Source organism: Mycobacterium sp. 1245801.1 (assembly GCF_001673055.1).
Taxonomy (GTDB): domain Bacteria; phylum Actinomycetota; class Actinomycetes; order Mycobacteriales; family Mycobacteriaceae; genus Mycobacterium; species Mycobacterium europaeum_A.
Map to the genome: position 1 here is coordinate 1 of NZ_LZKY01000107.1, position 12,462 is coordinate 12,462.

At 66.4% G+C, this 12,462-nt stretch carries 7 protein-coding genes; 6 read left to right on the forward strand and 1 reads right to left on the reverse strand.

Translation table 11 applies throughout. The annotated features are described in order from the left end of the window. Window positions 1-2,790: type I polyketide synthase (locus tag A5622_RS06565; RefSeq protein WP_156752866.1), on the reverse strand; the 2,790-nt coding region annotated here is incomplete at its 3' end. A 295-nt stretch (window positions 2,791-3,085) separates the two neighbouring features. On the opposite strand from A5622_RS06565, the gene A5622_RS06570 reads away from it, so the two are divergent. From A5622_RS06570 to A5622_RS06595, 6 genes are all read left to right on the forward strand, one after another. Beyond that, the gene (locus tag A5622_RS06570) at window positions 3,086-4,507 is read left to right on the forward strand and encodes a condensation domain-containing protein (RefSeq protein WP_066877449.1); all 1,422 of its coding nucleotides are present in this window, start codon (window positions 3,086-3,088) and stop codon (window positions 4,505-4,507) included. A 118-nt stretch (window positions 4,508-4,625) separates the two neighbouring features. Further along, window positions 4,626-7,649 carry an RND family transporter gene (locus A5622_RS06575; protein WP_066877417.1) on the forward strand — a complete coding sequence of 1,008 codons (3,024 nt, stop codon included), beginning with the start codon at window positions 4,626-4,628 and terminating at the stop codon, window positions 7,647-7,649. A gap of 56 nt (window positions 7,650-7,705) precedes the next feature. Then, entirely contained in the window at window positions 7,706-8,824 is a 1,119-nt protein-coding gene (pe, locus tag A5622_RS06580; RefSeq protein ID WP_066877419.1) for an acyltransferase PE, read from the forward strand. Window positions 8,825-8,835: 11 nt separating this feature from the next. After that, entirely contained in the window at window positions 8,836-10,572 is a 1,737-nt protein-coding gene (locus A5622_RS06585; RefSeq protein WP_082994538.1) for an AMP-binding protein, read from the forward strand. A 31-nt stretch (window positions 10,573-10,603) separates the two neighbouring features. Further along, entirely contained in the window at window positions 10,604-11,254 is a 651-nt protein-coding gene (locus A5622_RS06590) for a GAP family protein (RefSeq protein ID WP_066877451.1), read from the forward strand. A 69-nt stretch (window positions 11,255-11,323) separates the two neighbouring features. Beyond that, window positions 11,324-12,382 (forward strand): dihydrodipicolinate reductase, encoded by a 1,059-nt coding sequence (locus tag A5622_RS06595; RefSeq protein ID WP_066867138.1) that lies wholly within the window; start codon window positions 11,324-11,326, stop codon window positions 12,380-12,382. Window positions 12,383-12,462: the final 80 nt, after the last annotated feature.

Genomic DNA, 12,462 nt, shown 5'->3' on the forward strand with positions numbered 1-12,462 from the left:
CGTCGCGAGCTCCTCGATCCGGCCGTCCTCGAGAAGGCGGACCGCTTCGGTGCGCGGCCCACCGACGTCGCGGCGTTGGTCGGGGCGCTCGCGGTCGTCGCGGAACCAGTACTGACGCCGCTCAAAGGGATAGGTGGGCAGGTCCAGCTTGCGTGCGTGCGCCTGCCCGAACGCCGCGAAGTCGGGCAGGTGGCCAAGGACATACGCGTCGGCAACCGCTTCGGTGATCTGCCGGTGGTCGGCGGTGTTACGGCGCAGCGACGTGATCGCCCGCGGTGCGGTGGCCGGGTCGGGCCATGCGCTCAGGGCCGAGGCGGTGAGCACCGGTCGCGGGCCGATCTCGAGCAACACCTTGCAGCTCAGCTCGGCGAGGGTGCGCACGCTCTTGGCGAATTCCACCGGCTGGCGCGCGTGACGGCGCCAGTAAGCGCCATCGAGCTTCACGCTGCGGCCCAGCGCCGCTCCGGTGCGGTTGTCGATCAGGATTCGTTGCGGCGCTTTGAAGTCGAACCGCCCCGCATACGATTCGAATTCGTCGAGGATCGGGTCCAGCAGCGCCGAGTGGAAGGCGTGGCTGGTGTCCAGCCAGTCACACCGAACACCGTCGGCCGACACTGCGGCCACCGCCCGCTCCAGGTCCGCCACCGGACCGGACAACACGGTGTTGGCGCCGTTGTAGGCGGCCACCGACAGGCTGGGGAACTCGTCGGTGAGTCGCTCGACCCGCTCGGCGGCGGTGAACACCGCGACCATCCGGCCACCCGAAGGCAGGCTGCCGAACAGACGACCGCGTTCGGCCATCAGCAAGGCACCGTCCTCGAGACTGAACACGCCCGCCACGCAGGCCGCCGAATACTGGCCAACGCTGTGGCCCAGCACCACGTCGGGCTCGAAGCCCCACGACTGCCAAAGCCGGGCCAGGCCCATCTCCACCGCGAACAGTCCGGGTTGCGCGTACGACGTTTGCTGCAGCGTCGCTTCGCCGTCCGGGCCGTCCGCATCGAAAACAACGTCCAGCAAAGGCCTTTGGAGAACGTCGGCAACCGCGGCGGCGCACCGATTCAGCGTCTCGGCAAACACCGGCTCGCTGTCGAACAACTCTCGAGCCATGCCGGGGTATTGGCTGCCCTGACCGGTGAACAGCCACGCGGTCTTCGGTGGCTCCTGCGATTCTCCGCGGAACAACCCCGGTGCCGGGCGGTCGTCCGCCAGAGCGCCGAGTAGTTCCAGCGCGGATTCTCGCGAGTTGACCACCAGCGCGGCCCGCTGCTCCAGGTGTGCCCGACCCGCCCCCGCGGTGAAGCACACGTCCGCGAGGGTGGCCTCGGGGTGCGCGCTCAACCAGCTGCGGTAGTCGGCCGCGAGCCGCGCCAACGCGGCGGGCGTTCGCGCCGAAAGCGGGAGGATGCTGAACCGGCGGTGCCCGGAATGCTCGACCGGAAGCGGTGCCGGGGAAACGGACTCCGTTTGCTCGGGAGCTTCGGAGAGAATGACGTGAGCGTTGGTGCCGGCGAAGCCGAACGAGCTGATGCCGGCAATGCGCGGCTCTCCGTTGCGTTCCCAGGCGGTGGGCTGCTCGACGACCTGCACCGCAAGCCGGTCCCAGGGGATGTGGGGCGACGGGTTCTCGAAGTGGAGGTGTTGCGGGATCAGTTCGTTCTCGAGCGACAGGATGACCTTGATCACCCCGGCGATGCCCGCGGCCGCTTCCAGGTGTCCGATGTTCGTCTTCACCGAACCCATCAGCAGCGGCCGGGAGGGTTCGCGCCCGGCGCCGAGCACCGCGCCCGCGGCCTGCGCTTCGATGGGGTCACCCAGCGACGTCCCGGTGCCGTGCGCTTCCAGGTATCCGACGTCGCGTGGTTCGAGGTCGGCCCGCTTGAGCGCATCGGCGATAACCCTTTGCTGGGCAACGCCATTGGGTACGGTCAGGCCCCCCGAGGCGCCGTCCTGGTTGATCGCACTGCCGCGGATCACGGCGCGGATCCGATCGCCGTCGCGGATCGCGTCCTCCAGGCGCTTGATCACGATGACGCCGCAGCCCTCGCCGCGCACGTAGCCGTCCGCGGCCGCATCAAATGTCTTGCACCGGCCGTCAGGGGCGAGCATGTGCGCGCTGGAGAACGTGATCATGGTCGCCGGGGTGAGCAGCACGTTCGCGCCGCCGGCCAGCGCCAGGTCGCATTCCCCGAGGCGCAGCGCCTGGCACGCCTGATGGATCGCCACCAGCGACGAGCTGCACGCCGTGTCGACGGCGACGGCCGGACCCTGCAGTCCCAGCCGATAGCTGATCCGGCCGGCGGCCGCGGCGTTCGAGGTCCCGATGGCCATGTAGGCCTCGATTTCGGGGTACGTCAGCTCGTCGGATGCCATTCCCAGGTAGTCGTGCGTGGCCAAACCGACAAAGACCCCGGTGTTGCTGTCAGCCAGATCGGTTGGCGCAGTGCCTGAATGCTCGACCGCGCGCCATGCCGTTTCCAGCAGGATGCGGTGCTGCGGGTCCATCAGCCTGACCTCGCGGGTCGACATGCCGAAGAACGGCGCGTCGAATCCCGTCACGTCATCGACGAAGCCGGCACGACGGGTGACGACCTTGCCGGGCGCCCCCGGTTCGGGGTCGAAGAATTCGTCGACGTCCCAGCGGTCTTGCGGCACTTCGGATATCGCGTCGCGGCCGTGCTGCAACAGATCCCAGAACTCGTCGGCATCGGCGGCTCCGGGGAATCGCGCCGCGTAACCGATGATCGCAAAGCCCGATGCCGGCTTGCCCAGACCTTCGACGGATGCCATGCGCTTGTCCTCTCCTGGCCGGTCACGATCGATCCCCACGGGACGCCGGTTGCGCTCGGAAGATCTTTTCCGGAGGCCGGCGCCGTCCCCGCAGCGCCGCACCGCGCAACGACAGCCGGTGTGACTGCCGCCCTGCGTCCCCGTCCGGCCGTTCGATCGCCACAACGGCCTGCCGGATCCGTGAGCGAGTGTAGGCGGTGGCTCGCGCACGCCTGCGACGGCGATCACTCGGAGGGTTTATCTTGGTCTCGCCGCCAGGGTGGCCGTGGTCGTTGCAACCGAGGAGGACGAAGTTTTGCGCATCGGGAAGATTACGATCGGCGCACTCGGTGATTGGACGGTGACGCCCGGGTCGGTGATCTCCTGGCACCCGACGGCCGCGGCGACCGAAAAGGTCAGGCACGCGCCGGTCAGCTCCGTGCCGGTCAGCTACATGCAGAGCCAGCATCTTCGCAATTACTGTGAACGGACCGCCGCGGGGCTGAATTTCTCCCGCCAGATCATCGCTACCTGTGAAGTGCCCGGGACGTGTGACGTTGCCGCCATGAACCACGCCGTCAACGCGTATCTGCGCCGGCACGACACGTTCCGCAGCTGGTTCGAGCACACCGGTGACGGAGAATTCATCAGGCATACCGTCGACGATGCCGACGCTATCGAATTCGCCCCGATCGAGCACGGTGAGATGACTCCCGACGAAATACACGCTCACGTCGTGGCCATTCCGAATCCGCTGGAGTGGGGCTGCTTCACCTTCGGGATTATTCAAAGCGAAGACCGCTTCACATTCTTTGCCGCCATGGATCATGTCCACGGGGACGCGACGTTGATTGGCACCACAATGATGGAGGCCAACGGCATGTACACCGCGTTGAGCGGCGGCGGGCAGGCCCTCACCCTTCCCGATGCCGGCAGCTTCGATGATTTCTGCACCCGCGAACGCGAGTACACGTCAACGCTGACCGTCGATTCCCCCGAGGTGCGCGCGTGGATCGACTTCGCCGAAAACAACGATGGCGGCTTTCCCGAGTTCCCGCTCCCGCTGGGCGACCCGCAGGACTCCAGTAGCAGCGACATGACGTCCGAACTCCTGATGGACGCGGCACAGACCGAACGGTTCGAATCGGCCTGCGCGGCGGCCGGCGCACGGTTTGTCGGCGGCCTGTTCGCCTGCCTCGCCTTGGTGGAGCACGAATTCACGGGTGCCCTCACGTATTACGGGCTTACTCCCAGGGATTCCCGCAAAGCCACCGACAATTTCATGACGCAGGGTTGGTTCACCGGTTTGATCCCCATCACCGTGCCCATAGCTGCCGCCTCGTTCGGCGATGCCGCGTGGGCGGCGCAGGCGTCCTTCGATTCGAATCTGGATATGGCGAAAGTTCCCTATTACCGCGTGTTGGAACTCGCGCCGTGGTTGCGCTGGCCGCAACCAAACTTTCCGGTGTCGAATTTCTTTCATGGCGGCGCCGCTCCGCTCAATGCCATTCTCGCCGCGGCCGACATGGGGTTGGCGAACAACATCGGAATCTATCCCGACGGCCGATATTCATACCAGCTGACCATTTACATATTCCGCTACGGGGAAGGCACGTTCATGGCGATCATGCACCCGGACAACCCGGTCGCCCGGAAATCGGTTGTCCGCTACCTGGAGGCGATGAAGTCGGTCTGCGTGCGGGTCGCCGGCAGCGGGAGCTGGGGACGCGTCGCGTAGCGTGGAGCACTTCGATGGCTCGTGAGGCGAATTTGCGTGGTGTGACCGGGCTCGGGCGGGTGCGGCCGAGAGTCCCCGGCGGGCACGCCCGACGGCGCCGAGCGGGGATGAGGGCGATATGCGACGGCTAGCCGATTTCGTGGTGCGGTGGCCCTGGGCAGTGGTGGGGATCTGGATTGCGATCGCCGTCGCGCTACCCCTGACTTTTCCCTCGCTGGGCGAGATGGCCGAGAAGCATCCGCTTGCCATCCTGCCCAGCGATGCGCCCTCGAGCGTGACCGCTCGAAAGATGACCGAGGCGTTTCACGAGTCGGGCTCAGAAAACCTGCTGTTGGTGGTGTTGACCGACGACAAGGGGCTCGGCCCGGCCGACGAGGCCGCTTACGGCAAAGTGGTGGATGCGCTGCGCCGCGACACGCGAGATGTCGTGATGCTGCAGGACTTCGCCAGCACGCCGGCGTTGCGCTCCGTCGTCACCAGCAAGGATCACAAGGCGTGGGTGCTGCCGGTCGGCGTCGCTGGTGAGTTGGGCACGCCCCGCTCGTACGCCGCCTTCAACCGGATCGGCGAAATCGTCAAGGGGGCGCTTACCGGCACATCGCTGACGGCAAACCTCACCGGCCCCGCGGCGACCGTCGCCGACCTCACCGACGCGGGCGCTCGGGACCGGATGCCGATCGAGTTGGCGATCGCGGTGATGGTCCTGATCGTCCTGCTGGTGATCTACCGCAGCGCGGTCACCATGCTGCTGCCGTTGCTGACGATCGGGATATCCCTGATGATCGCGCAGGCGGTGGTAGCGGGCTACTCCCAACTGACCGGCTCGGGCGTCTCGAACCAGTCCGTCGTGTTCTTGAGCGCCATAATGGCCGGAGCCGGAACCGATTACGCCGTCTTTCTGATCAGCCGCTATCACGACTACCTGCGGTCGGGCGCAACTCCCGATCAGGCGGTCAAGCGCGCCATGTTCTCGATCGGAAAGGTGATCGCCGCATCCGCGGCCACCGTCGGTGTCACCTTCCTGCTGATCAGCTTCGCCCGCATGGGTGTGTTCAAAACGGTCGGCGCGTCGTCGGCGATCGGGATCGGTGTGGCATTCCTCGCCGCGCTGACGCTGCTGCCGGCAGTCCTGGTGCTTGCGGGACGGCGCGGCTTGGTCAAGCCGCGGCGCGAGCTGACCGCCCGGTTCTGGCGGCGGTCGGGCATCCGCATCGTGCGACGACCGAGGGTCAACCTGGTTGCCAGCGTGCTCGTGTTGATCATCCTGGCCAGCTGCGCCGGTCTGGTGCGATACAACTACGACGATCGCAAGGCGCTGCGGGCGTCCGCCCCGAGCTCCGTCGGGTACGCCGCGCTGGATCGCCACTTCCCGGTGAATCAGTCCATCCCGCAGTACATCCTGGTCCAGTCCCCGCACGACCTTCGCACGCCGAAGGCGCTCGCAGACCTCGAGCAAATGGCGGACCGGGTCAGTCAATTGCCGAATGTTGCTGCGGTCAGTGGCATTACGCGTCCCACCGGCAACGTGCCCGAACAATTCAGGGCCACCTATCAAGCGGGCGCTATCGGCACCCTGCTGGCCGGCGGGTCCACCCTGATCAAAGACCACACAGGCGACCTCAACCGGCTGGTAGACGGGGCGGGGACGTTGGCCGACAACCTCGGCAACATGCGGGGCCAGGTCATCCAGCTCGCCGCCGGCGTCCAGGAGCTGGAGACCGCCTTCTCGTCGACGAAGAACCAGTACACCGGCGACGCGCTGGTGAAAGAAGTCGATCTCGCGGCCCAGCTCGTGGACCATGTCAACGCACTCAGCAACAACATGGGCTGGAACTTCTCGGCGGCCAAGAACATGTTCGCCTGGATCGGCCCGGTATTGGGGGCCCTGCAGGGCAACCCCCGATGCGACGTCGACCCCTCGTGCAGCGCCACCCGCGGGACATTCGAGCAACTCGTCGGTTCGCGCGATCAAGCAGACCTCGACGCCATCAACGACTTGGCGCACCAGCTGCAGGAGTACCCGGACAAGCACGCGCTGAAAGCGTCGGCGGACCGCCTGCGCGCCGCATTGGCAAAGCTCACCACCGTGCTGCATTCGCTGGGGATGGACAAACCCGGTGGCCTGCAGTCGAACCTGAACACCTTGCAAGATGGCGCTAACCGTTTCGCCGGTGGCAGCCGGCAAATCGCCGACGCGGTGGCTCAGGTCGTCGACCAAGTCAAACAGCTCGGCAGCGGCCTCAACGACTCAGCGGCGTTTCTGTTGTCGCTGAAACGCGACGCGGCGCAACCGGCCATGGCCGGATTCAACATCCCACCCCAGCTCCTGCACTTGGCGGAATTCCAGAAGGCAGCCAAGGCATTCATCTCGCCGGACGGTCACTCGGTGCGCTACCTGGTCCAGACCAAACTCAATCCGTTCAGCACCGAAGCCATGGATCAGGTCAACGCGATCGAAGCGGCCGCCCGGGGGGCCCAGCCGAACACCGCGCTCGCGGACGCAACGGTGTCGATGGCCGGATACACCGTCGCGCTCAAGGACACGCGCGACTACTACCAGCACGACATCCGGTTCATCATCACGGTGACCCTGCTGGTCGTGCTGGTGACCCTGATCGCGCTGCTGCGCGCCATCGTCGCTCCGCTGTATCTCGTTGCCTCCGTGGTCATTTCGTATTTGTCGGCGGTGGGAATCGGGGTACTGGTGGTGCAATACCTGCTGGGCCAGCAATTGCATTGGAGTGTGCCGCCGCTGGCATTCGTGGTGCTGGTCGCGGTGGGAGCCGACTACAACATGCTGCTCGTCTCGCGAATGCGGGAGGAGTCGCCGCACAGCATGCGTTACGGCATCATCCGGACCCTGGGTTCGACCGGCGGGGTGATCACTGCGGCGGGTCTGATCTTTGCCGCCTCGATGTGTGGCCTCTTGTTCTCCAGCATCAGCACCGTGGTCCAGGGCGGTTTCGTGATCGGGGTGGGAATTTTGCTGGACACCTTCTTGGTGCGCACCATCACGGTTCCCGCCATCGCCGCCCTGGTCGGGCGGGCGAATTGGTGGCCCTCCCGAGCGGGCGCGCCAGTGGGAGCCCGGCGGCCGGCGCCGCGGTTACCGGAGGGACGCGCCGAGGCGCAGCCCGGTTAGCACCCGTACCGGATGTGTGTGAGACTACGAGGCGGATTCGAGCGGTAGGAGTTGGGATGAAGAAACTGCTCGCAGGTGTTACGGCGCTGGTAACCGTAGCTGCCACAGGGTGTTTCGGCGTCAATACCGCGACGGCTGACGACGCGCCGATCGGCGGGCCGCCGACCCCGGGGGCGCCGGGCGACCAGACGGCATTCGCCCTCGGCGGCGCTCACGTCCTAGGCATCCCCTACGACGAGTACATCCGGCAGGAGGGCGCCCAGTGGTTCCCCGGCCAGCAGCGCGAAATCGTCCGCTACCCGGCAGGACAGGTGCAGGGGCACGTGCTGGAGCGACTCTTCCCGGGTATCGGCAAGATCGGTGAGGGGCTGTTGCCCGGACTGGGTCTGGACGGCCCAAGCGTCGGCGAGTCGGTCGACGTGGGGGTGAACAACCTCGATGCCGCGATCCGCACCGGCCGCCCGGGCACGGCGATCGGCTTGTCCGAGGGCGGGTTCGTGGTCGACGGCGAACAGGCCCGGCTGGCGAATGACCCGGCCGCTCCCCCGCCGGACAGACTGAACTTCGCCACGTTCGGTGACCCCATTGGGCATCACGCCTTCGGGCAGAGCTTCCTGACCGCTATGTTTCCGGTCGGCAGCGTCGTTCCCGCACTCGACTACACTATGCCGCCTCAGTACGAAAGCCAGTACGACACAAACAGATTCGTGGCGGCGTACGACTCGATCGCGGACTTCCCCGACCGGCCCGACAACATGTTCGCTTTGGCGAACACGCTGCTAGGGCTGGCCACCGGTCACACGGCGGTGGCTTTCACCAACCCGAGCATGGTGCCCCCGCAAAACATCAGGACCACGATCAACTCCAGGGGCGCCAAAGACACGACGATCATGGTCCCGGAGAAGCACCTTCCGCTCGTCATGCCGCTCAAATACATCGGGATCGACGAAGGCACGCTGGACAAGCTGGACGCCATCCTGATTCCCCGGGTGAATGCGGGTTACGCGCGAAACGACGACCCGGCGACGGCCCCGGTCCAGGTGGACCCGGTGCACGGCTTCGACCCGGCGGAAGTCACCGCGCCGGCCAACCAGGCAACCTTCGGCGGCGGCGCCGATCCCCTTTCCCAGATCCTCAGCGGCGCCACTTCGGTGTTGTCCCACGGCACCGGCTAGACAACGCGCCTATGTCTGGATCATCGATTCTTGCCATGCTGCACGGGCGTGCCAGCCTGCGGCCCAACGACGTGGCGTATACGTTCACCGATTACTCCGACGACGCCGACGGCGTTGCGCAGAGCCTCACGTGGTCGCAATTATCCCGCCGGACCTTCAACGTGGCGGGCGAGCTCGGCCAGCACGGTTCGGTCGGTGACAGGGCGGTAATCCTGGCGCCGCAGGGCCTCGACTACATCGCGGCGTTCCTGGGATCGATGCAGGCCGGGCTCATCGCGGTTCCGCTTCCGCTGCCGCATCGCGGCTCGAGCGACGAGCGGGTCAGCGCCGTCCTCGCCGATACGTCACCGTCGATCGTGCTCACCACGTCCGCGGTCGCCGAAGATGTCGCCGAGTACGTCGATCGGGCGCGCATGGATGATGTCCCGAAGATCGTCGAAATCGATTCGATGAATCTGGACGCCGATCGCCAAACCGCCGTTCCGGCAACCGTTTTGCCCGACGTCGCGTATCTGCAATACAGCTCGGGTTCGACCCGAACCCCGACCGGTGTGATGATTTCGCACCACAACCTGCAGGTGAATTTCGAGCAGCTGATGCGCAGCTTCTTCGCCGACTCCCGCAGAAAAGCCCCGTCGGACACCACGATCGTGTCGTGGCTGCCCTTCTACCACGACATGGGTTTGGTGCTGGGCGTGTGCGCGCCGATCCTGGGCGGCTGGCGCGGTGAGCTGATGAGTCCCGTCGCGTTCTTGGAGCGGCCGGCCAGATGGGTGCGATCCCTGGCCGCGAACACGTCTTCGTGGTCGGCCGCCCCCAACTTCGCCTTCGACCTGGCGGCCCGCAAGACCAGCGACCGTGACCTGGCCGGACTCGACCTCGGCGGGGTGCTGGGCATCATCAGCGGCGCCGAACGCGTCGAGCCGGCCACCCTGAGCCGCTTCGTCGATCGGTTCGCGCACTTCAACTTTCGGGACGACATGATGCGTCCGTCCTACGGCTTGGCGGAGGCAACCGTCTTCGTGGCCAGTGGCACCTGGAGTGACGAGGCGACGGTTCACTTCGATATCGACGAGCTGTCCGCGGGCCGGGCAAAGCCGTGCGCGGCTGGCGCCGGCTCGTCGCTGGTGAAATACGAGCTGCCGCAATCCCCGGCACTGCGAATCGTCGACGGCGACACCGACAGCGAGTGCCCGCCGGGGGTGGTCGGCGAGATCTGGGTGTGCGGCGCCAACGTGGCCGAGGGGTACTGGCGCAAGCCGCCGACAGAACAGCGCTGCTTCGGCGCGACGCTCGTCGACCCGTCGCCGGGTACGCCGGACGGGCCATGGCTGAAGACCGGTGACCTGGGTTTCGTCCACGAGGGTGGACTGTTCATCGTCGGGCGCATCAAGGACCTGCTGATCATCCGGGGACGAAATCACCATCCCGAGGACATCGAGGCGACGGTCCAGGAGATCACCGGCGGTCGGGTCGCGGCGATATCGGTTCCGGTGAACAGCACCGAGAAGCTCGTCACCGTCATCGAGTACAAGAAGCGAGGCGACTCCACCGAGGCGGCCATGCACTCGCTGACCTCCGTCAAACGCGACGTCACCTCGGCGATTTCCAATGCGCACGGCGTGAATGTGGGAGACCTCGTGCTGGTGCCGCCCGGCTCGATTCCCACCACCACCAGCGGCAAGATCCGGCGCGCCGCCTGCGTCGAGCAGTACCGCCGGCAGCAATTCGCCCGGTTGGACGCCTGAGCCGGGGCTACGGGCGCGCTACACGATGCCGATGGTGGTGACCGTCCTGGTGATGGCGCTGGCCGTCAGCGTCGAACCGTTCCGAGTCGGAATGACCGTGGTCATGCTGAACAGGCCCAGACCGGCGCTGCAACTGCTTGCGTTCCTGTCCGGCGGTTTCGCCATGGGAACGGCGGTGGGGCTGGTTGTCTTGTTCGCCTTCCGACGCGCCATGCTGGGCTCGAACTACTTCGCGTTGCCCAAGGTGCAGATTGTGGTCGGCCTGCTGGCACTGACGGTCGCGGCGGTCGTGGCCGCGAATCTCCCCGCGCGGTTGGGTGCGCGGCCGACGGGATTGGCCTCGCCGGTCCAACGTTTGCTTAGCCGGCATTCGCTGGCGGTCGCCGGCATCGCCGGCCTCGGCATCGCATTGCCGTCGGTCGACTACCTTGCCGCGCTGGCCGTCATTCTGGCCTCCGGGGCGACGGCCCTGACGCAGGTCGCGGTGCTGTTGATGTTCAACGCCGTGGCCTTCGCCCTGATCGAGATTCCGCTGCTGGCCCACCTGCTGGCGCCCGAGGCGACCGCCACGCGGGTGGCGGCGCTGCATGACTGGATTCGCTCGCGCCGGCGCGTCGACGTTGCGCTCCTGCTGGCCGCGGCCGGTTGCGCTTTCCTCGCGGTCGGCGCGGCCGGCCTTTGACCCTTCGTCAACCGACGCGTCACCGCTGAGAAGATAATGAGTCCAATCCGCACCGGCAAAGGAGCCGCGATGAGCAAGGCAAGCACCGACCGTCCGCTACGCGTGATCCAGTGGACGACCGGCAACATCGGTCGGCGTTCGCTGCACGCCATCATCGGGCGACCCGACCTGGAACTGGCCGGCGTGTACGCACACGGCGCCGACAAGGTCGGCGTCGACGCCGCCGACCTGGCGGGCTGGCCGGAGCCGACTGGGGTGCGGGCGACCAACGACATCGATGCGCTGCTGGCCCTGGGCGCCGACGCGTGTTGCTATAACCCGTTGTGGCCCAACATCGATGAGCTGGTGCGGCTGCTGGAATCCGGAGTCAACGTGTGCACCAGCGCCGCGTGGATCACCGGCGGGAAGCAGACACCGCAGGACCGCAAACGCATCGAAGATGCTTGCCGGAAAGGCAATTCGACAATCTTCGGCAGCGGTGCGCACCCCGGCATGACGAACATGGTGGGCATGGTGCTGTCCGCATCGTGTGAGCGCGTCGACGAGATCCGGATCACCGAGTCGGTGGACTGCTCGACCTACGAATCGGCGGAAACCCAGACGGCCATGGGTTTTTCGCAGGATCCGGATACCCCCGGGCTGGCCGAGAACGTCCGGCGCGAAAGCGAGGTCTTCGCGGAGTCGGCCGCGATGATGGCCGACGCGATCGGGGCGAAGCTGGACAAGATGACCTTCGACGTCACCTTCACCGCGGCCACCGACGACTCCGATCTGGGCTTCATGAAGATCCCCGCCGGAACGGTCGGCAGCGTCTACGGCTACCACCGCGGCTGGGTCGGTGACCGCAACGTCGTCAGCGTCGGGTTCAACTGGACCATGGGCAGTCACGTCGTCCCGCCCAAGCCTCTGGAGCACGGGCACGTCATTCAGGTGTTCGGGCTGCCCAACATGCGAACCGTGTTGCACTGCCTGCCGCCCAAAGACTGGACAGAGCCCGGATTCATGGGGCTGGGAATGATCTACACCGCGATGCCGGTTACCAATGCCGTCCCGGCGGTGGTGGCCGCCGAGCCGGGAATCGTGACGCTGGCGGATTTGCCGCCGGTCACCGGTCGGCTCGCCCACTAGCAGCTATGCCGTACGCCACAAGTGGTGGCCCCAGGAGGAACGCTTGCGTGCACTAAGGTTAATATCCCCAACTGAGCAAA

Coding starts and splice junctions, on each gene's coding strand:
- A5622_RS06575 (WP_066877417.1), top strand. CDS start 4,626: ATGCGACGGCTAGCCGATTTCGTGGTGCGGTGGCCCTGGGCAGTGGTG.
- pe (WP_066877419.1), top strand. CDS start 7,706: ATGAAGAAACTGCTCGCAGGTGTTACGGCGCTGGTAACCGTAGCTGCC.
- A5622_RS06585 (WP_082994538.1), top strand. CDS start 8,836: ATGTCTGGATCATCGATTCTTGCCATGCTGCACGGGCGTGCCAGCCTG.
- A5622_RS06590 (WP_066877451.1), top strand. CDS start 10,604: ATGGTGGTGACCGTCCTGGTGATGGCGCTGGCCGTCAGCGTCGAACCG.
- A5622_RS06595 (WP_066867138.1), top strand. CDS start 11,324: ATGAGCAAGGCAAGCACCGACCGTCCGCTACGCGTGATCCAGTGGACG.